The sequence below is a fragment of the Streptococcus sp. 121 genome, from assembly GCF_016458205.1.
Taxonomy (GTDB): Bacteria; Bacillota; Bacilli; order Lactobacillales; family Streptococcaceae; genus Streptococcus.
In genome coordinates this window covers 22119-44207 of record NZ_JAEMED010000014.1, presented here as the reverse complement: position 1 = coordinate 44207, position 22089 = coordinate 22119, and the positions used below count along the sequence as shown (strand labels likewise).

The following is a 22089-nucleotide window of genomic DNA, read 5'->3' as shown; positions in this document are numbered from 1 at the left end:
CGATTGGTTAGGCGACTGATTTCTTGATGAAGGTGGAGTTGGATATCCTCCTTAATATCGTTTAACTTATCAAGTAGGCGATAAACTGCATTTAGGTTAATGTCCCAATCTCCAAATAATTCCTCTTGAGATTCAAAAGTCGCTAACTTACTGTCTGGTTTTAAAATTCGCTGGAAGACAAGGAGTTTTAATGCTTTTGTCAAATCAAATTTGGCATTTGTTTTTAGCTGCTTCATAAAATTGGGAAGCCGTAACTCTTCAAAAATGTCATCGAAGACCATCCAGCCATAAGATCTGTCTGGTTCATTCATGGGAGCAAGTAGATCATAGGTAACTTGGATAGTTTTTTCTGGATTTAAAAGGCCAGCTTTAGCCTCCTTTTTCAGTCGATCCAAGATACCTGGTTCGCTTTCCTCCATTTCATCAAGCAGACCGTATTTGTGAAGTATTCTTTGTTTTACTTTCCCGTCCTTACGATATCCTTCGACAAGATAAACGTGAGTCCTACCTTCTTTGTTAGTAGTCGTTTTAATAAAAGCCATACTTCTATCATATCATACACAACCATATACGACAAGTGTTTTGTGCAAAAAATATTGAAAAAATACAGTTCTATCAAGCGGTTGAGCTGGATTGCTTACAACACAAAGTGATAAACTCGGGATTAAATCCTATATAAATAAACACTTCCCCGAAGAATATCAATTATTAATGACTGTACCTGGGATAAGTGAAAATGCAGCAGCTGTTATTTTAGCGGAAATTGGTCCTGATGTAGATGCATTTCCAACAGATGGACACCTAGCCTCATGGGCTGGTCTATGTCCAGGTTCCTATGAAAGTGCTGGTATTAAAAAATCCTCGCGAATAACGCAAGGAAATAAATACTTAAAACATGCCTTAACGATCTCGGGTATGATAGCAGGACACTCCAAAGATCCAGCTTTCTCATCTTTATACAAACGAGTTTCCCAAAGAGGAAGTAAGATGAAGGCTGTTATCGCTTGTGCTCATAAGATACTAAGAATTGTCTACAAACTTTTGAAAACACATCAAACTTATGAAGCAGTAAAAGCATTAGGGATGCGGCAACACCCTTAAGACATTTTTAAATATGCTCACCTTAAGTATAACACAGATAGTGTTTTTTTGCGCTTTTTTACTGTGTTATTTTCAAATAAAAGACTATAAAATCTTCACTTTCGAAACCGATAAATCTTTCCTTTTTCTAAATTAATTTGTTAAAATGGAAGGGTAGCGAAGTTCATTCGGTGACTCCTTTTACTTTAGAAAGGATGTGGTGCCTATGCGGATACGGATTACGCAGGCTAGCATTTCTTACCCTAAAAGAAAGGAGACGTTCATGTCAGTGCTCGAATTGATAGAGCTCTTGTACAAACTTGTCATGACGGCAAATGTTTTGTACAATTTCTGCTCTATCAAAAAACGAGGTAAACACAACAAAAAACGTTAACCGAAAACTTTGACGAGCGAAGGTTAACGCTTTTTTGTTAATCTACTGAGTCACCGTCTTAAACGGTGCTACTTGGTGGTCGTCTGACCACCTCTTATAACACTATAATAGCACTTTGAAGATAGAATGCAAGTAAAAAGGGAAAAGGACACGACAAACGCATGAAACAGTAATTTCCGAATTATAACACAGTTTAAATTTAGTAACTTTAGCGATTCTCCTATAGAAGATTCCAAAAAGGATTATTTTTTATTGTGAAAATCCTGAACATTGAAATACAGAAAACTCTATTTTCTCGCTAAAAATCTCTCATGCGTTTGTCGTGGGAAAAGGAGAAATAGCTTTTCCCTTTTTTGGAATAAGGGTCAAGGAGTCAGCGAAGCTGAGTGAGTAAGGAGGTTCGCAAATGAAACCACAGGTAGCTTATCGAATTGAGTTGAGTGAGCTTGAGAAGAGAATAACGAAATATTTACGCAGAGTTGATCAAAATGATTCGCTTGAATTGGTGGCCAAGAAAATCGACGATATGGGGGAGGTTATGGATCGACTTCACGATTTGAGGAGTCGAGTGAAGAATGATGAGTTTGATGGATTTAAGGAAAGTGCACGTAAACGCCTAGATTTGGATATTCGAAAGAACTTGGTTCTGGCTGGATATTTACGTATGAATAAAGGCGCTGGGGACATGGATTTTATTAAATCACTGATAAAGATAGATGTGGGGCTTGCCGAACATTACTTGTTCGCAGAGTCGTTTGACTTTGGTGTCAGGGCGAAACATTCTGAAAAGCAAATCTCTACAAAAGACTTTAATCGTTTTGACTTTATCACGGATGAGTTTTTTTCGCTTTTTCATGTTTTATTGCGATTCTATCAAGGGGGAAATGTGGATTTAGAGGATTTGAAAGAAGTTCTTTTTGTATATAACGGGATGTCTCTTTGTTTTTTACGTGATTATGGATTAATGAAGAACTTGGATTCAGAGGAGCAAGATGAATTTGAGTTTATAGAGTTTTCCACAGCTAAGAAATATATCCATGAAAAAAGGGGAGGATTTCTTGATTTAATTGGAGGTAGACTCGAGGATCTCCTGAAGAAATACTTGTGAGATTTGTATTCTTAACGTTTACATTCCTGATTTACAGCAAAATGATTCCGAAAAGAGTGGTTTTTATCGCTACAAGTTTTTTTCTGCTCGATTCCCTTGACAACCCGTCAATTTTCCTTTAAAATAGCAAGGTATGTTTAGTAACTGATCAAAACTAGCCGGCTAAACAAATACAAAGAATCTAAGAGGAGGTACACATCGTGAAACGTACTTATCAACCAAGTAAAATTCGTCGTCAACGTAAACACGGTTTCCGTCACCGTATGTCTACTAAGAACGGTCGTCGTGTGCTTGCAGCACGTCGTCGTAAAGGACGTAAAGTTCTTTCAGCTTAATGATTGAAAAATCAGTAGAAACTCGAGTCTACTGATTTTTGGGAGCAAAACTGGAATCTTTGATTCCTTAGTTTTGCCCCCGCACAGTTGATTCGAAATCGTCAAAACGATAGAGTGAATGAGGATTTTAATCAACTACTGCGAAATAGTACTTAAAGCAAAATAAGAGAGGCGGTTGGTAGGACTGTCTCTTTTTTGATAGAGAGTTAGACTTATGAACATTTTTGATACACATACTCACCTAAATTTGAAGCAGTTTGCGGGTCGGTTGGAGGAGGAGCTTGAGCTGGCGCGTGAGTTGGGTGTGGTCTGGCACAATGTGGTGGGCTTTGATCGGGAATCGATTGAGGCAGCCTTGGTTTTAGCAGAGGCTGATGACTCCATTTACTTGACCTTGGGTTGGCATCCGACGGAAGCGGGAAGCTATGATGACCAGGTAGAAGACTATCTGCGTGAGGTTCTGGGGCATCCGAAAGTGGTGGCTCTGGGCGAGATTGGGCTAGATTATCATTGGATGACGGCTCCCAAAGAGGTGCAAGAGGAAGTCTTCCGGCGGCAGATTCGTTTAGCTAAGGAGTTGGATTTGCCGGTGGTCATCCATACACGGGATGCATTGGATGACACCTACGCCATTTTAGCGGATGAAGGACTTCCTGCTCGTGGTGGGATTATGCATTCTTATTCCGGTTCTTTGGAGATGGCGGAAAAATTTATGAAATTAGGGATGTGGATCTCTTTCTCAGGTGTGGTCACCTTTAAAAAAGCGCTAGAGATTCAAGAGGCAGCGGCAAATCTGCCCCTAGATCGGATTTTGTTAGAGACAGATGCTCCTTTCCTAGCCCCAGTACCCTATCGAGGGAAGGAAAATCGGACGGCCTATACCCGCTATGTAGCGGAGAAGGTGGCGGACTTGCGGGGGATCAGTCTGGAAGAGCTGGTGGCAGCAACGTCTGCTAATGCATGGCAAGTTTTCGGACTGGATGGTGAGCATCGATGAAGCCCGTAATTGGTCCAGTGGTTGTGGTAGAAGGTCGCGATGACACAGCGAATCTCAAGCGTTTTTTTCAGGTGGATACCTATGAGACCCGTGGTTCTGCTCTATCCCAAGAGGATATTGAGCGGATTGCTCGTTTGCAGGAACAGCGGGGGGTGATTGTTTTTACGGATCCGGATTACCAAGGGGAGCGGATTCGCAAGATGATTAGTCAGGCCGTACCAGAAGTCGGGCAAGCTTTCCTTAAGCGAGGGGAGGCGGTTCCTAAGTCTAAAACGGCTGGCCGGTCTTTAGGAATTGAACATGCGGATTTTGAAGCTTTGAAAGAAGCCTTAGATGGGGCTTTTACAGGGCGCTCTCCAGACAAGCAGGAGTTGATTTCTCAAGCAGATTTGATGCGTCTAGGTCTCTTGGGTGGGACAGATAGTCGGAAACGGCGGGAGTGTATCGGTGAAGTTTTACGAATTGGCTACTCCAATGGCAAGCAGCTGCCTAAGCGTTTGGCCATGTTTGGGATTTCCTTGGAAGTTTTGGAAAAAGCACTAGAAGGTTTTGATACTCATTGAATTTCAAAATCTGACTTTGTCAAGCCTCTTTGATGAACTTTAGTTCAATCTTCATCGGCTTTCCTCGTCATTTTTTTTGAAATTCTGTGAGTATTCTGATTTTGAAATTAGTTAAGTATGAATAGGAGGAAGATAGATGGCAACAGATTTGTATTTAGTAAGACATGGTCGGACCATGTTTAACACGATTCACCGTGCACAGGGGTGGAGTGATACTCCTTTGACAACACAGGGGCAGGCTGGGATTCGAGAATTGGGAATTGGCCTTCGAGAAAAAGGGCTTTCCTTTCATAGAGCAGTGTCATCAGATCTTGGTCGAACCATCATGACCATGGATATTATCTTAACAGAACTAGGTCTGAAAGGAGAAATTCCTTACAACTATGATCCACGCGTTCGTGAGTGGTCGTTTGGTTCCAATGATGGGGCTTATGATGGTGATCTTTTCTTTGGTTTGCTTCCTCGTTTAGCGGGTGTGGAGAATTTAGAGGAGATGTCCTATGAGGATATGGCTAAGGCGATTTACCAGGCAGATACAGCCGGCTGGGCTGAAACCTGGGAGGTTCTTCGCGATCGCCTCTTGGCTGGGATCACAGATTTAGCGGAAAAAATGGAGAAGGCTGGTGGCGGGAATGCGATTGTGGTTAGCCACGGTATGAGTATTGGAACCATCCTGTATCTATTAGCAGGTCAGCGCTTTGTGGCTTTAGACAATGGTTCAGTCACACGACTTCGTTATGAAAATGGCCAGTTTACAGTTATGGAAGTAGGGGATCTATCCTACCGGGAAACGGGTCGCGCTTATTTAGAGAAAAATCGGTCTTGAGACCGATAGAGTCAGAAAAGCCTGTTATATCAGGCTTTTTTTGAGGTCACAACCCAAAATTAGCACTCTTTTGGAAAGAGTGCTAATTTTTTGAGCAAAAGTTCTTGACAGGGAGAATCCGTGCTGTATAATAGAATCATAAGTTAGCACTTGGATGGTTTGAGTGCTAATCCAATGGAGGGAGCATGGTTACAGAAAGACAAGAGACCATCCTAAGGATGATCATTGAACTGTTTACAGAGACCCATGAGCCAGTAGGTTCCAAGAGATTGCAGGAGGGGGTTGCTTCTTCTAGTGCAACTATTCGGAATGACATGGCGGCTTTGGAAAAGTTGGGCTTGTTAGAAAAGTCCCATACTTCCAGTGGTCGTAAACCAAGTATTGCGGGTTATCAATATTATATTGAAAACTCCATGGCCTTGACCACCCTTCCCTCAGAGGAAGTCTTTCAAATTCTCAAAGCCTTTGATGATGATTTCTTTCAATTGAAGGATATTTTTCAAAGAGGAGCCGACCTCTTGTCAGAGATGACAGGGTTAACCGCTTTTGTACTGGACGTTGAGCCCAGTCATCAAAGGCTGACAGCATTTGATTTAGTCGTTCTAGGGTCGCATACAGCCTTGGTTGTTATGACCCTAGATGATTCCAGAATCCTGACCAAGGAGCTGGTGATTCCCCGGAATTTTCTGGTGGAGCACCTCTACCAGCTCAGGGACATGGTTCGGGATCGCTTGTTGGGAGAGTCAGTGCTTTCGATTCACTACAAGATTCGCACGGAAATTCCGCAAGTGGTCCAACGCTATTTCCTTTCGCCTGATAATGTAGCTGCTTTAATTGAACATATCTTCTCGGAACTTTTCGCAGAAGAAGTGGTGATATCAGGCCAGGAGCACCTGCTGCAGGAAGTGGGGCTGGAAACTTATCGCTTTTTCACCCATGAACAACAGCTGGCACTTGAGCTACGTGAAGGTTGGTCGGAGAATCAGGAGCAATTGATTCGAATTGCGGATTCCTCCAGTCAACTGTTAGCTGATTTGAGTCTCATGAGCAAGCGCTTCTTAATCCCTTATCGAGGCTATGGGCTTCTAAGCCTGGTGGGGCCAGTGAATAGCGATTACCAACGTTTACTTAGTCTAATTGAAGCTGTCAGTCGCGTCATGACGATGAAGCTGACGGATTTCTACCGCTACCTCAGTAGCAACCATTATGAAGTGCATTAAGGAGGATTCTTGTGTCTGAAGAAATCAAAGAAGAACTTGAACAAGAAATGGAAGAAGTAACAGAAGAAACAGCTGAGCCATCTGAACTCGAATTGGCCCAAGCCAAGATTGACGAACTTGAAAATAAACACCTGCGGGCTGTGGCCGAGATGCAAAACATCCAACGCCGCGGACAAGAAGAACGCCAATTATTGCAAAAATACCGCAGCCAAGACCTAGGGAAAGCGATCTTACCTTCTCTAGACAACCTTGAACGCGCCTTGGCCGTTGAAGGCTTGACAGACGATGTGAAAAAAGGCTTGGAAATGGTTCAAGAAAGCCTCATCCACGCCTTGAAAGAAGAAGGAATCGAAGAAATTGACGCCTCTGGCGACTTTGATCCCAACTTCCACATGGCCATTCAAACCCAACCAGCCGACGAAGACCACCCAGCGGACACCATCGCTCAAGTCTTCCAAAAAGGCTATAAATTGCATGACCGTATTTTACGTCCAGCAATGGTCGTTGTCTATAGCTGATCTAATTATTAGAAATAGAAGGTAGGGGAATATGTCTGAAATTTCAACTTTAGCTACTGGATGGACATTTACTAGTGAATCTCCTGTTCCGGAAGATGTCAGGTCAATGTTAATTGTTGGTGAAGAAGCAGTTGCCGCCTATAAAACGATTCGCGATTTTGCAATTTTTACCAATAAAAGATTGATTGTAAGAGATGCACAGGGTCTTACTGGTAAAAAGGTGGAAGTTTATTCATTGCCCTATAAGTCGATTGATATGTGGTCGACTGAAAATGCTGGAACATTTGATCTTAACTCTGAAGTTCAATTGTGGACAAGGGCGGGACAGATCAAAATTAATTTGAAGAAAGGGATTGATATTAGGAAGTTTGATAATTTATTGTCAGAAATTCTTTTATAAGTTCACTTTCTTGACCGAAATGTCATTAAACTAGTAACGATAGAGAAGAAAAAAACAAAAGAGGTAATACATATGTCTAAAATTATTGGTATTGACTTAGGTACAACAAACTCAGCAGTAGCAGTTCTTGAAGGAACTGAGCCAAAAATCATCGCAAACCCAGAAGGAAACCGTACAACTCCATCTGTTGTTTCCTTCAAAAACGGTGAAATTATCGTTGGTGATGCCGCAAAACGCCAAGCGGTAACCAACCCAGATACCATCATTTCCATTAAATCCAAAATGGGAACTTCTGAAAAAGTTTCTGCTAACGGAAAAGACTACACTCCACAAGAAATCTCAGCTATGATCCTTCAATACTTGAAAGGTTATGCGGAAGAGTATCTTGGTGAAAAAGTAACCAAAGCCGTTATCACTGTTCCAGCTTACTTTAACGATGCTCAACGTCAAGCAACTAAAGATGCAGGTAAAATTGCAGGTCTTGAAGTAGAACGTATTGTCAACGAGCCAACTGCGGCTGCGCTTGCATACGGTTTGGATAAAACAGACAAAGAAGAAAAAATCCTTGTCTTTGACCTTGGTGGAGGTACCTTCGACGTATCCATCCTTGAATTGGGTGACGGTGTCTTCGATGTATTGTCAACAGCCGGAGATAACAAACTTGGTGGTGACGATTTCGACCAGAAGATTATCGACCACATGGTTGAAGAATTCAAGAAAGAAAACGGCATTGACTTGAGCCAAGATAAAATGGCCTTGCAACGGTTGAAAGATGCAGCTGAAAAAGCTAAGAAAGATCTTTCAGGTGTGACTTCTACTCAAATCAGCTTGCCATTTATCACAGCTGGAGAAGCAGGACCACTTCACTTGGAAATGACTTTGACTCGTGCGAAATTTGATGACTTGACACGTGACTTGGTAGAACGTACAAAAGAACCCGTTCGTCGTGCCCTTTCAGATGCAGGTCTATCTCTTTCTGAAATCGATGAAGTGATCCTTGTTGGTGGATCTACACGTATCCCAGCAGTTGTGGAAGCTGTTAAGGCTGAAACTGGTAAAGAACCAAACAAATCTGTTAACCCTGACGAAGTTGTTGCGATGGGTGCTGCGATCCAGGGTGGTGTGATCACTGGTGACGTGAAAGATGTTGTTCTTCTTGATGTTACTCCATTGTCACTCGGTATCGAAACCATGGGTGGTGTCTTCACAACCTTGATTGAACGCAACACAACAATCCCAACTTCTAAATCACAAGTCTTCTCAACTGCAGCAGACAACCAACCAGCCGTAGATATCCATGTTCTTCAAGGGGAACGCCCAATGGCTGCGGATAACAAAACGCTTGGACGTTTCCAATTGACAGATATCCCTGCAGCACCTCGTGGTATCCCTCAAATCGAAGTAACCTTTGACATCGATAAAAACGGTATCGTTTCTGTTAAAGCGAAAGACCTTGGTACTCAAAAAGAACAAACCATTGTGATCCAGTCCAACTCAGGCTTGACTGATGAAGAAATCGATCGCATGATGAAAGATGCAGAAGCTAACGCAGAGGCAGACAAGAAACGGAAAGAAGAAGTTGACCTCCGTAATGAAGTTGACCAAGCCATTTTCGCAACTGAAAAAACCTTGAAAGACACAGAAGGTCAATTTGAAGCAGAGCGTGCGGAAGCACAAACTGCTTTGGACGAATTGAAAGCAGCACAAGAAGCCAACAATTTGGACGACATGAAAGCGAAATTGGAAGCTCTCAACGAAAAAGCTCAGGCCCTAGCAGTAAAATTGTATGAGCAAGCAGCAGCTGCTCAACAAGCCCAAGCAGGAGCTGAAGGCGCAACAAACGCAGCCCAAGGCGACGACGTTGTAGACGGTGAATTTACTGAAAAGTAAGATAGCGAGGCTGTTACTGAAACAGAGGTTGTTTGCCCAACCTCTGTTTTTGGCTAGGGTCAGCAAGTTAGTGAGAGGTAAGGGAATTGAACAATACAGAATTTTATGAGCGTCTAGGGGTCTCCAAATCTGCTTCTCAGGATGAGATCAAAAAGGCTTATCGGAAGTTGTCTAAAAAGTACCACCCAGATATTAATAAAGAGGATGGGGCGGAACAAAAATATAAGGACATCCAGGAAGCTTATGAGACTCTAGGAGATGAGCAAAAACGGGCTTCGTATGACCAATTTGGAGCAGCGGGTGCTAATGGGGGCTTCGGTGGAGGTCAAGGATTCTCTGGTTTCGATGGTGCAGGCTTTGGTGGCTTTGAAGATATTTTTTCAAGCTTCTTTGGTGGCGGCATGGGCGGTGGTAGCCGTAATCCGAATGCACCACGCCAGGGGAATGATCTTCAATACCGTGTGAAATTGACCTTTGAGGAAGCTGTTTTTGGCGTTACCAAGGAAATCAAGTATAATCGGGAGTCTTCCTGTCATACTTGTGATGGGTCTGGTGCTAAACCAGGTACAAGTCCTGTGAAATGTAGCCGCTGTGGAGGAGCTGGTGTTATCAACGTGGATACCCAAACTCCGCTTGGCATGATGCGTCGTCAGGTAACTTGTGATGTCTGTCATGGAAGTGGACAAGAAATTAAGGACCCATGTACTACCTGCCATGGAACTGGTCGTGAAAATCAAGCCCATACGGTTGAGGTTCGTGTACCAGCTGGTGTCGAAACCGATCAACAAATCCGTTTATCAGGACAAGGTGAAGCGGGCTATAACGGTGGACCATATGGAGACCTCTTTGTAGTTATCCAAGTTGCGGCTTCTGACAAATTTGAACGAGATGGAACAACAATCCACTACAGTCTGCATCTAAACTTTGTGCAGGCAGCTTTGGGGGATACCGTTGATGTCCCAACCGTTCATGGCGATGTTGAACTAACCATTCCAGAAGGAACCCAAGCCGGTAAACGATTCCGCCTCCGTGGAAAAGGTGCGCCAAGCCTCCGTGGCGGAGCCCAAGGAGACCAATATGTCACCATCGTTGTTGACACCCCAACTGATCTCAACGACAACCAACGTAAAGCCCTGATGGACTTTGCCAACGCAGGTGACCTCAAAGTCAAACCGAAGAAAAAGAACTTCTTTGAAAAAATGTTTGATGCAGACTAGATTCCTTCAAAGAAGGAATCTAGTCTGTAAGGAGCCTTAAAAAAGGTCCGTTGTGACCATTTTTAAGGCGACAAAAAGAGTGAACGCAGTTCGCAACCTATAATACTCGAAACAGTTCGAAATCTGAAACGAATTTTAATCCAGGAATTGGATTAAAATTTATAGGTAATGAAGCAAGCGTCGCTTGCCATCAATCCGATGAAGATAGTTCAACAGGTCTGGGAGACCTGTTGAATCTTATCAATAAAGCGTGCAAAGCACGCAATCAATACGTTCGGCGAAGAGGATTAACACATTCAGATTTTGAAATGTAATGAGTATAAGATTCCTTCAAAGAAGGAATCTAGTCTGTAAGGAGCCTTAAAAAAGGTCCGTTGTGACCATTTTTAAGGCGACAAAAAGAGCGAACGCAGTTCGCAACTTATAATACTCGAAACAGTTCGAAATCTGAAACGAATTTTAATCCAGGAATTGGATTAAAATTTATAGGTAATGAAGCAAGCGTCGCTTGCCATCAATCCGATGAAGACAGTTCAACAGGTCTGGGAGACCTGTTGAATCTTATCAATAAGCGTGCAATGCACGCAATCAATACGTTCGGCGAAGAGGATTAACACATTCAGATTTTGAAATGTAATGAGTATAAGATTCCTTCGGAGAACTCATCTAGTCTGATAAAAAACGATTGAGGCTGGGGCTTGAACCCAGCCTCTTTTTTTCGCTCTCTGCTCTCTGCCTTGTTCTGTTAAGGCATTCCTGTTAAAATAGGGACATGGAAAAATACAGATACAAGGCTGTGATTGCTTATGATGGCAAGGATTTTGCTGGTTTTCAGCGTCAACCTCAGGCACGGACGGTGCAGGAGGAATTGGAAAAGACCTTGACGCGGTTGGCTAGTGGGCAAGAGGTTCAGGTCCACGGGGCGGGGCGTACGGATTCTGGTGTCCATGCTTTTGGTCAAGTGGTGCATTTTGATTTACCGGGGAAGCGGGATGTGGAAAAATTGCGTTTTGCGCTGGATACCCAGAGTGCAGAGGATATTTCCGTTCGGTTGGTGGAGTTGATGTCAGACGATTTCCATGCTCGCTATTGGCCTCATCACAAAACCTATGAGTTCTTGGTAGACTACGGTCGGCCCAAGAATCCCCTCATGCGCTATCAAGCAACGCCTTTCCCTTACCCATTGGATTTCGAAAAAATGAGAGAAGCGATGCAATTCCTTAAAGGGACGCATGATTTCACGGGGTTCACGGCGTCAGGGACATCTGTAGAAAACAAGGTTCGGACGATCACAGCTGTGAATTTGGAAGTTAATGAAGCGCAGCATTTGCTTCGCTTTACCTTCTCGGGAAATGGTTTTCTCTATAAGCAGATTCGCAATATGGTCGGCACCTTGCTCAAGATTGGTAATGGCCGCATGCCGGTGGAGCAGGTCTCTCTGATTCTGGAGAAACGGGATCGCCAGCTGGCTGGCCCAACTGCAGCCCCTCAGGGCCTTTATCTCAAGGAGATTCATTATGACCAAGATCCTAACCATAGCCGGTAGCGATATCTTTTCAGGTGGCGGTCTGCAAGCGGATTTAGCCACGATTACCCAGCTTGGAGCCAAGGGCTTCGCGGCTGTAACGTGTGTAACGGCGATAGTTGAAGATGAATTTCAAGTTCAGCCTCTGACACCACTTCAGTTGGAGCAGCAATTGACCAGTCTGGATGCTGTTCCGTTCGAAGCCATAAAAATTGGTCTCTTGCCAAGTCCTGAGCACGCTGAAGTGGTCTATCATTGGCTCAAAAATAGGGCGCAGGTCCCCATTGTTTTTGATCCTGTTTTGGTTTTAAAAGAAAAGAAGGACCAAGTACTGGGACAATGGGCTAGCGTTTTTCAAAAAATAGCGGCCCTTAGCCAGGTCATGACTCCCAATCTTCGGGAAGCAGAGTTGCTGTTGGGGAGGGATTTGATTGACCAGGTTGACCTGCAAGCAGGGGCCGAGGAATTAGCCCGTCAGTTCGGGACGGCTGTCTATCTAAAAGCGGGGGCTCGTTTACCTGGCGCTGTGGCACTGGATTTTGTTTGGACAGGGGAGTCTGGTTTTTACTTGGAAGCCCCTCAGGCCCAAGGGACGATGAATGGGAGTGGGTGTGTCCTAGCTTCAAGTCTGGCAACTTATTTGGGGCTAGGTCAGGATATGGTTCAAGCCAGTCACCTAGCCAAGCAGTTTGTGACGGCAGCGATAGCGGCTGCCGATGAATGGGGGATTAGTCCGTATGCAGTCAACTAATGTAAAATACTGGAGTCAAACGGCTGTTTTTATCGCAGTCACTGTTGTTTTAGGCTATCTCAAGTTGCCCACTGCTACGGGTTTTGTTTCCTTGTTAGATGTGGGAGTTTATACAGCTGCCTTTTATTTGGGTGGTCGTCAAGGAGCCGTAGTTGGTGGTTTGGGAGGTTTTCTCTTAGACCTCTTACTGGGCTATCCCCAGTGGAGTCTGTTTAGTCTCCTAGCTCACGGAGGACAAGGTCGTTTGGCGCAGGGGCTGATTCCATCTCGCTGGTTGTCGGGCCTGCTATCAAGTCTCTTTATGGTAGCTGTCTATGCTGGAGCCTCTAGTTTGATGTATAGCCCAGCTGCAGCTTTACCGGAAATGATTCCCAACTTTATCCAGAGTTTTTTGGGTTTTCTGCTAGCCCAAATCTTGGTCAAACTTTTAAGGAGGAGCCATGTCTGATTTGGAAGAACTAAAAGTTGATGTAGTAGCCTTGGCGCAAGAACTTGTAGAGCGGGCTCAGACGCCTGCGGATTCTATTTTTGTTCTGGGTTTGTCAACCAGTGAGGTGGTTGGAGGTTTTATCGGTCGCAATTCCAGTTTGGAGGTTGGCCGTGGTCTGGTTTCGGCCCTCTACCATTTTCTAAAAGAGCAGAGGATCTTCCTAGCTGTTCAAGGTTGTGAGCATGTGAATCGTGCTTTAGTTGTGGAACGTTCCGTGGCTTTAACTCGGGGCTGGGAGATTGTTCAAGTGATTCCCACTCGCCATGCCGGTGGTAGTGGACAAGTGGCGGCTATGGAAATTTTCGAGGATCCCGTAGTTGTGGAATTTATTACTGCTGATCTAGGCTTAGATATTGGGGATACCGCAATTGGGATGCATGTGAAGCATGTTCAAGTGCCTGTCCGTCTCGCCAAACGTGAACTGGGAGGGGCCCATGTCACAGCTCTTGCCAGTCGTCCGAAATTGATTGGCGGAGCTCGAGCTGAGTATGCCCCAGACCCGATTCGGAAATTTTAGAAAGCCCTCTAAAATCATTGAAGTTAACCCTTACTTGTGATAAAATAATACAGATTAAAGATTTTAAGGAGTAGACTACATGTCTGTGAAATTTGAAAACAAAGAAACAAACCGTGGATTGCTTACATTCACAATCGCTCAAGATGTGATTAAGCCTGAGTTAGACCGTACTTTTAACCGTGTGAAAGGTTCATTGAACGTTCCAGGTTTCCGTAAAGGTCACCTTCCACGTGCCGTTTTCAACCAACGTTTTGGTGAAGAAGCTCTTTACCAAGATACCTTGAATGCCCTTCTACCAGCAGCTTATGAAGCAGCTGTTAAGGAAGCAGGAGTTGAGGTTGTTGCACAACCTGAATTTGACATTGTTTCAATGGAAAAAGGTCAAGATTGGACTATTTCTGCAGCAGTTGTTACAAAACCTGAAGTAAAATTGGGCGACTACAAAAACCTAGAAGTATCGGTTGAAGCGGATAAAGAAGTATCTGCAGAAGAAGTGGATGCACGTGTCGAGCGTGAGCGCAACAACTTGGCAGAATTGGTGATCAAAGAAGATGCGGCTGTTGAAGGTGATACAGTTGTGATTGACTTTGTAGGTTCTGTTGACGGTGTTGAATTTGACGGCGGCAAAGGTGAAAACTACCCACTTGAACTTGGTAGCGGATCCTTCATCCCAGGCTTCGAAGACCAATTGGTTGGTGCAAAACCAGGTGAAACTGTGACTGTTGAAGTAACCTTCCCAGAAGATTACCAAGCAGCAGACTTGGCTGGTAAAGCTGCGAAATTTGAAACAACTGTTCATGAAGTTAAAGGGAAAGAAGTACCTGCCCTTGACGACGAGCTTGCGAAAGACATCGACGAAGAAGTTGAAACTCTTGCTGAATTGAAAGAAAAATACAGCAAAGAAATGGCAGCAGCCAAAGAAGAAGCTTACAAAGAAGCTGTTGAAACAGCAGCTATCGAAAAAGCTGTAGAAAACGCTGAAATTGTTGACCTTCCATCAGAAATGGTTCATGAAGAAGTACACCGTTCAATGAATGAATTCCTTGGAAATATGAAACGTCAAGGAATCTCACCAGAAATGTACTTCCAAATCACTGGTACAACCGAAGACGACCTGCACAAACAATACGAAGCAGAGGCAGAAAGCCGTACGAAAACAAACCTTGTTATCGAAGCTATTGCTAAGGCAGAAGGATTCGATGCAAGCGAAGATGAAATTAACAAAGAAATCGAAGACTTGGCAGCAGCTTACAGCATGGAAGCAGACCAAGTACGCAACCTTCTTTCAACAGACATGTTGAAACACGACATCACTGTTAAAAAAGCTGTTGAATTGATCACTTCAACAGCAAAAGTAAAATAGGGAGCGAGACAGCACTAAATTTTTAAAAATTTAGTTCGTTACAAATCTTTCTTTCAAATTGTAAGCTGAAATGGTTTCTCCCCAAACCGTTTCACTCTCACCCCTGCAAAGTTGATTAGGTTATCTTCGGAGTCAAATGACGAACAAAGATACCAATCAACGACTACGTTTGAGTACTTAAACAAATTAAAATAAAGGATGCGAAATAATTTTCCGCATCCTGAAAAGGGACTGGCCTGGTGTCCAGCCTCTTTTCTTTTTTGACGAATCTTCAAAAATAGCGTACAATAAAGAGAATGACAAAAAAGGAGAACGACTTTGGAATTAGAAGTATTTGCTGGACAGGAAAAAAGTGAACTTTCCATGATCGAAGTGGCGCGTGCCATCTTAGAAGGTCGTGGACGCGATCATGAAATGTACTTTAGTGACCTAGTCAATGAAATTCAAGAGTATTTGGAGAAAAGCAATAGCGAGATTCGCGAAGCTCTTCCTCTTTTTTACACCGAACTAAACGTCGACGGTAGTTTTATCTCCCTTGGTGATAACAAGTGGGGCCTTCGTTCTTGGTACGCTGTGGATGAAGTTGACGAAGAAATCATTGCCTTGGAAGAAAATGACGATGAAGAAGCACCAAAACAACGTAAGAAAAAACGTGTCAATGCCTTTATTGCCAGTGACAGTGATACCATCGACTACAGCGATGATGATCCAGAAGACGAGGATAACTTTGCGCAAGATGAGGATTCTATGAGCTATGATGAGAATCCAGATGATGAGAAGAACGAAGCAGAAGCTTATGATGCTGAAATCAACGAAATCGCACCAGAAGAATTGGGTGACGATGTTGAAGTGGATGAAACAGATGATGAGGATGACGATTCAGAGGACTAATCTTCCCTTTCTGTTTGCATTCTTTTCCAAAACCATGCGTCCAGCTTAGGTTCCATTTTTAAAAAGGAATCTTGTTAAGTGTGAGGTAAGGGGAGTGGAAGACGACCGACCAATGATTTGTTGTTCCGTCTCCCTCCCTATTTTGATTTTGAAGTTATCTAGAATATGAAGGAGTAATCATGACAACAAAGTACATTTTTGTAACAGGTGGGGTTGTTAGCTCGATCGGAAAAGGGATTGTAGCTGCTAGTTTAGGCCGGCTTTTGAAAAACCGTGGACTTAAAGTAACCATCCAAAAATTTGACCCTTATATCAATATTGACCCGGGTACCATGAGTCCCTACCAACACGGGGAAGTTTTTGTGACCGACGATGGTGCAGAGACGGACTTGGACTTAGGTCACTATGAGCGTTTTATTGATATTAACCTGAACAAGTATTCCAACGTAACTACTGGTAAAATTTATAGCGAAGTCCTTCGTAAAGAACGTCGGGGTGAGTATTTGGGAGCGACTGTGCAGGTTATCCCTCATATCACAGATGCTTTGAAGGAGAAAATCAAACGGGCCGCTTTGACCACAGATTCTGATGTGATTATCACAGAAGTCGGAGGAACAGTAGGAGACATTGAGAGCTTGCCTTTCCTTGAGGCCCTTCGTCAAATGAAGGCTGACGTTGGCTCAGACAATGTGATGTATATCCACACAACCCTTCTTCCTTATTTGAAAGCAGCAGGGGAAATGAAAACCAAGCCGACTCAACATTCGGTAAAAGAATTGCGTGGTTTGGGGATCCAACCGAACATGTTGGTGATCCGTACAGAAGAGCCGGTTGGTCAAGGAATCAAGAACAAACTAGCCCAGTTCTGTGATGTACAGCCAGAAGCGGTTATTGAATCTTTGGATGTTGAACACCTTTATCAAATTCCACTCAACCTTCAAGCCCAAAATATGGATCAAATTGTTTGTGACCACTTGAAGATTGACGCGCCTGCAGCGGATATGACCGAATGGTCCGCTATGGTTGATAAGGTTATGAACTTGAAGAAACAGGTGAAAATCGCCCTTGTTGGGAAATACGTTGAGCTTCAAGATGCCTATATCTCTGTTGTAGAAGCGCTTAAGCATGCCGGTTATTCAAATGATGCAGAAGTGAAAATCGACTGGATCAACGCCAACGATGTGACCGCTGAGAATGTGGAAGAGCTTTTGTCCGCAGCAGACGGTATCATTGTTCCTGGTGGCTTTGGTCAGCGTGGTACGGAAGGTAAAATTCAAGCGATTCGCTATGCGCGTGAAAATGATGTCCCAATGCTTGGGGTTTGCTTGGGTATGCAGTTGACCTGTGTGGAATATGCCCGTCACGTATTGAATATGGCTGACGCCAACTCTGCAGAACTAAATTCAGAAACCAAGTACCCAGTTATCGATTTGATGCGTGATCAGGTAGACGTTGAAGATATGGGGGGAACCCTTCGTCTCGGCCTCTATCCAGCCAAATTGAAACCTGGAAGCAAGGCTGCAGCAGCCTACGACAATCAAGAAGTGGTGCAACGCCGTCACCGTCACCGCTATGAGTTTAACAATACCTATCGCAAAGAATTTGAAGATGCTGGTTTTGTCTTTTCTGGTGTTTCCCCAGACAACCGTCTAGCTGAGATTGTTGAATTGCCAGATAAGAAATTCTTTGTGGCTTGCCAATACCACCCAGAACTCTCTAGCCGTCCAAACCGTCCAGATGGTCTCTATAAAGACTTTGTGACGGCTGCGGTTGAAAATGCAAAATAGAAAAATACTAAAAATAAAAATCATAGAGGAAGAACTGGTTGGATACAGCCAGTTCTTTCCACATTGGAGATAAAAATATGATTCGGGAAGTCCCCCTAGAAAAAGCACACCGTATTTTAGCCCTGTCGTCTGTAACCTTTGTGTCCAGTGCGACTGCTACTGATAAAAATATAATGCCTGCAGGTTGGGTCGGAACCGTTGATACAGATATTTTAAGTCTGGTTATGGATTCTGAAAATTATACTCGAAAAGTTATGGAAGAAAGTGGCTACTTTGTATTACAAATTCCACGCGCTTCCCAAGCTGATTTAATTGTTGACCTTGCCAAAAGTCGTCATGTTCATGAAGAGAAGGTAGATCAGTTGTCTTTCTTTGATCCAAGTGGAAAAGGATATCCCTTGTTGGAAGACTGCCTGGCCTGGGTAGTCTGTGAAATTATTCCAGAACAGCGCAACCAAGATATTTATGATTTATTCTTAGGTCGAATTGTAGCCGCTTGGGCTGATGATTCCGTTTTTCATGATGGACGCTGGCACTTGGATCAGGTCGAACCAGAAAATCGCCCTGTTCACTATGTAGCAGGCGGACAATTTTACCAGACCGGAAGTGGTTTTCAATTAAGAGACCCTTTTAAGTAAATAAAGCATGTCTGAGGTTGGGAGGCGAATCCTGACCTCTTTTAAGTATTTCTGGACCTTGATTTTTAATTTTTTGGAAAAATTTTCAAAAAACCTCTTGCCAATTTTCTGGAAATTAACTAAAATAAATAAAAAATATTCAGAATTCTCTGAAATGTGTAGGAGGTCTTTATGACAGAATCGAAACAACCTATGACTGGCTGGGCATTTATTAATGCCGTATTAACGGGTACAGCCTTGGCTGTTATCGTGGCCCTCATTCCCAATGCCGTTCTTAGTGAAATTTTCAAATATTTAATTGGCAGTGGTTGGACCGCCCTGGAACCGCTAGCAGCAGCTGCCCGTGTTTTCCAGTATGGCTTGCCTTTAATGGCAGGTGTTTTGATTGCCTTACAGTTTCAGATGAACCCCATGCAGGCGGTAACCGTGGGTGGCGCAGCTTTTCTTGGCTCTGGAGCTTGGCGGGTAGTGCCAGTTGATGGTGTTGCTACTACCCAGTTGGTAGGTGTTGGGGATATGTTGAATACCATGCTGACTGCAGCAGTTGCTGTCTTGTTCATTCGGGCGCTTGGGAATCGTTTGGGTTCCTTAACGCTGATTCTCCTTCCGATCCTGGTTGGTCTAGGAGCCGGTTTTGTAGGTGTTTTGACGCTTCCCTATGTGAGCGCAGTTACCCAAGCAGCTGGTCAATTGGTCAATGGCTTTACTGAGTTGGCACCTCTGCCAATGAGTATCTTGATTGGCATGTCCTTTTCCCTCTTTATTGTCTCTCCACTTTCGACTGTAGCCCTTTCTTTGGCTATTGGTCTGGATGGAGTGGCAGCTGGCGCCTCTGCCATGGGGGTTGCCGCTACAACAGCAGTCCTAGTTGTTTCCTCTTGGAAAGTCAATCGTCCTGGTGTTACCCTGGCGATTGCTCTTGGCTCCATGAAGATGATGATGCCCAACTTCTTCCGTCGCCCAATCATGGCCGTCGCCTTTTTGGCCAATGCGGTGGTTAGCGCCATCCCGGTTGCCCTCGTGAATGTAACTGGAACTCCCGCATCCGGTGGTTTTGGACTTGTTGGCCTTATCGGTCCTATCGCATCCTTACCAAGCCTTGGTTTGCCGATGATGCTTGTGGTTTGGATTGTGGTTCCTTTTGCAAGTGCCTATGCACTTCACTGGCTATTTACAAAGGTATTGAAATTGTACTCACCTGAAATCTTTAAATTTGAAGTAACACGTTAATAGGAGAGAGAATATGACAAAATTAACACCAGAAACAATGGATTGGGATAATCTTGGCTTCGCCTATATCGATACGGGAAAACGCTATCGCGCTTATTATAAAGATGGTGCCTGGTCTGAAGGTGGAATTGAAACGGATAAAATGGTGACCATCAGTGAAGCTTCTAATGTATTGCATTACGGCCAAACTTGCTTCGAAGGGTTAAAGGCCTATCGCACCAAAGATGGGTCCATCCAACTCTTTCGTCCCGATCAAAATGCCAAGCGATTGAACCGCTCAGCTGAGAAGGTGCTGATGCCGGCATTTCCAGAAGACAAATTTGTTCAAGCGGTCCACCAGGTTGTGGCAGCCAACTCAGACTGGGTACCACCCTACGGCAAGGGAGCTTCCCTTTACATTCGCCCTGTCATGTTCGGGGTTGGTGATGGTATTGGGGTTGCTCCAGCCAGCGAGTATATCTTCTCTATCTTTGTCATGCCAGTGGGAGCTTATTTTAAGGGTGGTTTGCAACCGGGGAACTTTGTGATTAGTGATTATGACCGTGCTGCGCCTCGTGGAACCGGATCTCAAAAAGTAGCCGGAAACTATGCAGCTAGTCTTCAACCAGGAAAATTAGCCAAAGAGGCTGGCTATACGGATGCTATCTACCTAGATCCAGAAACCCATTCCAAGATTGAAGAGGTAGGAGCTGCTAACTTCTTTGGAATTACAGCTGACAATCATCTTCTCACCCCTCAATCACCTTCTATCTTGCCATCAATCACCAAATATTCTATCCTTTACTTGGCGGAACATCGTTTCGGAATGACCGTGGAAGAAGGAGACGTCTACGTTGATCGCTTGGATCAGTTTGTTGAGGCTGGGGCTTGTGGTACAGCAGCGGTTATCACTCCGATCGGAAGTATTACGGCCGGGGAAACAGTCTATCGCTTTACGGAAGGGGATCAAGCAGGTCCAAAAGTATCTGCCCTTTACGATGAGTTGGTTGGGATACAATATGGGGACCGTCCGGCACCAGAAGGCTGGATTCAAAAAGTAGAAATTTCCTAAATTTTTTTCAAAAAACAATTGACAAGCTATCTCCAGACTGGTATACTAATTAAGTATTCAAGCGGGGATGGCGGAATTGGCAGACGCGCAGGACTAAGGATCCTGTGACCGCTTTAGGTCGTGAGGGTTCAAGTCCCTCTCTCCGCAAAGTAGCTAGCCGAAAGGTTAGCTTTTTTTCATTGCAAAATACGAATAGGGCTAGAATTTTGGCAGTAAACGTGATAAAATAAACAATGTATTGGGAATTTCCCCAAAAAAATTAGAGGAGGCCGTTTACATGGCAATCGTTTCAGCAGAAAAATTTGTTCAAGCAGCTCGCGATAATGGTTACGCAGTTGGTGGTTTTAATACAAACAACCTTGAGTGGACTCAAGCTATCTTGCGTGCAGCGGAAGCAAAACAAGCTCCAGTATTGATTCAAACATCAATGGGAGCAGCAAAATACATGGGTGGTTACAAATTGGCTAAAAACATGATTGAAAATCTTGTTGAGTCAATGGGAATCACTGTTCCAGTTGCAATCCACCTTGACCATGGTCACTACGAAGACGTTCTTGAGTGTATCGAAGTTGGTTACACTTCTGTAATGTTCGACGGTTCACACCTTCCAATCGAAGAAAACCTTGAAAAAGCTCGTGAAGTTGTTAAATTGGCTCACGCTAAAGGGATCTCTGTAGAGGCAGAAGTTGGAACTATTGGTGGTGAAGAAGATGGTATCATCGGTAAAGGTGAATTGGCACCAATCGAAGATGCTAAAGCTATGGTTGAAACTGGTATCGACTTCTTGGCAGCTGGTATCGGTAACATCCACGGTCCATACCCAGAAAACTGGGAAGGTCTTGCATTGGATCACCTAGAAAAATTGGCAGAAGCTGTTCCAGGTTTCCCAATCGTTCTTCACGGTGGTTCAGGTATTCCTGATGATCAAGTTGTTGCAGCTATCAAACTTGGTGTTGCAAAAATCAACGTGAATACTGAATCTCAAATCGCTTTCTCAAATGCTACTCGTGAATTTGCACGTAACTATGATGCAAACGAAGTTGAGTACGATAAGAAAAAACTCTTCGACCCACGTAAATTCTTGGCAGACGGTATTAAAGCTGTTCAAGGTGCAGTTGAAGATCGTATCGACGTATTTGGTTCAGCTAACAAAGCTTAATCGAATCATGAAGGGACTTGCTCTTAGGAGCAGGTCTTTTCTTTTTATTCGAAAAACAGGCGGATAAAATTCTGAATACTTATTAATTTCGATAATTGACAAAAACCAGCATGCAATCAAGAAACATGCTTGTTTTTAC

General features: G+C 43.8%; 21 protein-coding genes, 1 tRNA gene and 2 pseudogenes. 23 read left to right on the top strand and 1 reads right to left on the bottom strand.

Going from position 1 to position 22089, the window contains the following annotated elements; all coding sequences use genetic code 11:
• Positions 1–542: pseudogene (locus JEQ21_RS04325) on the bottom strand (IS1634 family transposase); the annotation flags it as partial.
• Positions 543–633: 91 nt separating this feature from the next.
• On the opposite strand from JEQ21_RS04325, the gene JEQ21_RS04320 reads away from it, so the two are divergent.
• From JEQ21_RS04320 to JEQ21_RS04210, 23 genes and pseudogenes are all read left to right on the top strand, one after another.
• A complete protein-coding gene (locus tag JEQ21_RS04320; RefSeq protein ID WP_199364162.1) occupies positions 634–1101 on the top strand; it encodes a transposase in 468 nt (155 codons plus the stop codon).
• Positions 1102–1880: 779 nt separating this feature from the next.
• Positions 1881–2582, top strand: a complete 702-nt coding sequence (locus JEQ21_RS04315) for a hypothetical protein (protein WP_199364160.1) — start codon at positions 1881–1883, stop codon at positions 2580–2582.
• Positions 2583–2782: 200 nt separating this feature from the next.
• Positions 2783–2917 carry a 50S ribosomal protein L34 gene (gene rpmH, locus JEQ21_RS04310; RefSeq protein WP_002885866.1) on the top strand — a complete coding sequence of 45 codons (135 nt, stop codon included), beginning with the start codon at positions 2783–2785 and terminating at the stop codon, positions 2915–2917.
• A gap of 214 nt (positions 2918–3131) precedes the next feature.
• The gene (locus JEQ21_RS04305; RefSeq protein WP_199364158.1) at positions 3132–3914 is read left to right on the top strand and encodes a TatD family hydrolase; all 783 of its coding nucleotides are present in this window, start codon (positions 3132–3134) and stop codon (positions 3912–3914) included.
• On the top strand, positions 3911–4477 hold the full coding sequence (rnmV, locus tag JEQ21_RS04300; protein ID WP_199364156.1) for a ribonuclease M5: 567 nt from the start codon (positions 3911–3913) through the stop codon (positions 4475–4477). The genes JEQ21_RS04305 and rnmV overlap by 4 nt, the downstream gene beginning before the upstream one ends.
• Before the next feature lie 136 nt (positions 4478–4613).
• The gene (locus tag JEQ21_RS04295; RefSeq protein WP_199364154.1) at positions 4614–5303 is read left to right on the top strand and encodes a histidine phosphatase family protein; all 690 of its coding nucleotides are present in this window, start codon (positions 4614–4616) and stop codon (positions 5301–5303) included.
• Positions 5304–5488: 185 nt separating this feature from the next.
• Complete coding sequence (gene hrcA / locus JEQ21_RS04290) at positions 5489–6523, top strand: heat-inducible transcriptional repressor HrcA (protein ID WP_199364152.1); 1035 nt, start codon at positions 5489–5491, stop codon at positions 6521–6523.
• A gap of 11 nt (positions 6524–6534) precedes the next feature.
• Positions 6535–7041, top strand: coding sequence for a nucleotide exchange factor GrpE (gene grpE, locus JEQ21_RS04285; protein WP_199364150.1), 507 nt, complete (start codon positions 6535–6537; stop codon positions 7039–7041).
• 31 nt (positions 7042–7072) lie between these two features.
• A complete protein-coding gene (locus tag JEQ21_RS04280) occupies positions 7073–7441 on the top strand; it encodes a PH domain-containing protein (RefSeq protein WP_199364149.1) in 369 nt (122 codons plus the stop codon).
• Between the two features lie 72 nt (positions 7442–7513).
• Positions 7514–9331 carry a molecular chaperone DnaK gene (gene dnaK / locus JEQ21_RS04275; protein WP_196967298.1) on the top strand — a complete coding sequence of 606 codons (1818 nt, stop codon included), beginning with the start codon at positions 7514–7516 and terminating at the stop codon, positions 9329–9331.
• A gap of 86 nt (positions 9332–9417) precedes the next feature.
• On the top strand, positions 9418–10548 hold the full coding sequence (gene dnaJ / locus JEQ21_RS04270; RefSeq protein WP_196967297.1) for a molecular chaperone DnaJ: 1131 nt from the start codon (positions 9418–9420) through the stop codon (positions 10546–10548).
• Positions 10549–11320: 772 nt separating this feature from the next.
• Positions 11321–12094, top strand: a complete 774-nt coding sequence (truA, locus tag JEQ21_RS04265; protein ID WP_199364147.1) for a tRNA pseudouridine(38-40) synthase TruA — start codon at positions 11321–11323, stop codon at positions 12092–12094.
• Positions 12066–12824: a bifunctional hydroxymethylpyrimidine kinase/phosphomethylpyrimidine kinase gene (locus JEQ21_RS04260; RefSeq protein WP_199364146.1), complete on the top strand. Its 759-nt coding sequence runs from the start codon at positions 12066–12068 to the stop codon at positions 12822–12824. Before truA ends, JEQ21_RS04260 begins: the two co-directional genes overlap by 29 nt.
• Positions 12811–13272 (top strand): ECF transporter S component, encoded by a 462-nt coding sequence (locus JEQ21_RS04255; RefSeq protein WP_199364144.1) that lies wholly within the window; start codon positions 12811–12813, stop codon positions 13270–13272. Before JEQ21_RS04260 ends, JEQ21_RS04255 begins: the two co-directional genes overlap by 14 nt.
• Positions 13265–13831 carry a TIGR01440 family protein gene (locus JEQ21_RS04250; RefSeq protein ID WP_199364142.1) on the top strand — a complete coding sequence of 189 codons (567 nt, stop codon included), beginning with the start codon at positions 13265–13267 and terminating at the stop codon, positions 13829–13831. The genes JEQ21_RS04255 and JEQ21_RS04250 overlap by 8 nt, the downstream gene beginning before the upstream one ends.
• Before the next feature lie 79 nt (positions 13832–13910).
• The gene (gene tig / locus JEQ21_RS04245) at positions 13911–15194 is read left to right on the top strand and encodes a trigger factor (protein ID WP_199364141.1); all 1284 of its coding nucleotides are present in this window, start codon (positions 13911–13913) and stop codon (positions 15192–15194) included.
• 318 nt (positions 15195–15512) lie between these two features.
• Positions 15513–16085, top strand: a complete 573-nt coding sequence (gene rpoE / locus JEQ21_RS04240) for a DNA-directed RNA polymerase subunit delta (RefSeq protein WP_196092095.1) — start codon at positions 15513–15515, stop codon at positions 16083–16085.
• Positions 16086–16264: 179 nt separating this feature from the next.
• Positions 16265–17872 (top strand): CTP synthase, encoded by a 1608-nt coding sequence (locus tag JEQ21_RS04235; protein WP_196967291.1) that lies wholly within the window; start codon positions 16265–16267, stop codon positions 17870–17872.
• Between the two features lie 38 nt (positions 17873–17910).
• Positions 17911–18510, top strand: coding sequence for a flavin reductase family protein (locus JEQ21_RS04230; protein ID WP_199364139.1), 600 nt, complete (start codon positions 17911–17913; stop codon positions 18508–18510).
• A gap of 171 nt (positions 18511–18681) precedes the next feature.
• Positions 18682–19740: a PTS transporter subunit IIC gene (locus JEQ21_RS04225; protein WP_199364138.1), complete on the top strand. Its 1059-nt coding sequence runs from the start codon at positions 18682–18684 to the stop codon at positions 19738–19740.
• Between the two features lie 10 nt (positions 19741–19750).
• Positions 19751–20791: pseudogene (locus JEQ21_RS04220) on the top strand (branched-chain amino acid aminotransferase); the annotation flags it as partial.
• Positions 20792–20852: 61 nt separating this feature from the next.
• Positions 20853–20938 (top strand) — tRNA-Leu (locus JEQ21_RS04215).
• A 130-nt stretch (positions 20939–21068) separates the two neighbouring features.
• Positions 21069–21950: a class II fructose-bisphosphate aldolase gene (locus tag JEQ21_RS04210; protein ID WP_199364134.1), complete on the top strand. Its 882-nt coding sequence runs from the start codon at positions 21069–21071 to the stop codon at positions 21948–21950.
• The last annotated feature ends 139 nt before the right edge of the window (positions 21951–22089 follow it).

Excerpts from the sequence above, each read along its gene's own strand:
- JEQ21_RS04315 (WP_199364160.1), top strand. The coding sequence starts at position 1,881 with ATGAAACCACAGGTAGCTTATCGAATTGAGTTGAGTGAGCTTGAGAAG.
- JEQ21_RS04305 (WP_199364158.1), top strand. The coding sequence starts at position 3,132 with ATGAACATTTTTGATACACATACTCACCTAAATTTGAAGCAGTTTGCG.
- rnmV (WP_199364156.1), top strand. The coding sequence starts at position 3,911 with ATGAAGCCCGTAATTGGTCCAGTGGTTGTGGTAGAAGGTCGCGATGAC.
- JEQ21_RS04295 (WP_199364154.1), top strand. The coding sequence starts at position 4,614 with ATGGCAACAGATTTGTATTTAGTAAGACATGGTCGGACCATGTTTAAC.
- hrcA (WP_199364152.1), top strand. The coding sequence starts at position 5,489 with ATGGTTACAGAAAGACAAGAGACCATCCTAAGGATGATCATTGAACTG.
- JEQ21_RS04280 (WP_199364149.1), top strand. The coding sequence starts at position 7,073 with ATGTCTGAAATTTCAACTTTAGCTACTGGATGGACATTTACTAGTGAA.
- dnaK (WP_196967298.1), top strand. The coding sequence starts at position 7,514 with ATGTCTAAAATTATTGGTATTGACTTAGGTACAACAAACTCAGCAGTA.
- truA (WP_199364147.1), top strand. The coding sequence starts at position 11,321 with ATGGAAAAATACAGATACAAGGCTGTGATTGCTTATGATGGCAAGGAT.
- JEQ21_RS04260 (WP_199364146.1), top strand. The coding sequence starts at position 12,066 with ATGACCAAGATCCTAACCATAGCCGGTAGCGATATCTTTTCAGGTGGC.
- JEQ21_RS04255 (WP_199364144.1), top strand. The coding sequence starts at position 12,811 with ATGCAGTCAACTAATGTAAAATACTGGAGTCAAACGGCTGTTTTTATC.
- JEQ21_RS04250 (WP_199364142.1), top strand. The coding sequence starts at position 13,265 with ATGTCTGATTTGGAAGAACTAAAAGTTGATGTAGTAGCCTTGGCGCAA.
- tig (WP_199364141.1), top strand. The coding sequence starts at position 13,911 with ATGTCTGTGAAATTTGAAAACAAAGAAACAAACCGTGGATTGCTTACA.
- JEQ21_RS04235 (WP_196967291.1), top strand. The coding sequence starts at position 16,265 with ATGACAACAAAGTACATTTTTGTAACAGGTGGGGTTGTTAGCTCGATC.
- JEQ21_RS04225 (WP_199364138.1), top strand. The coding sequence starts at position 18,682 with ATGACAGAATCGAAACAACCTATGACTGGCTGGGCATTTATTAATGCC.
- JEQ21_RS04210 (WP_199364134.1), top strand. The coding sequence starts at position 21,069 with ATGGCAATCGTTTCAGCAGAAAAATTTGTTCAAGCAGCTCGCGATAAT.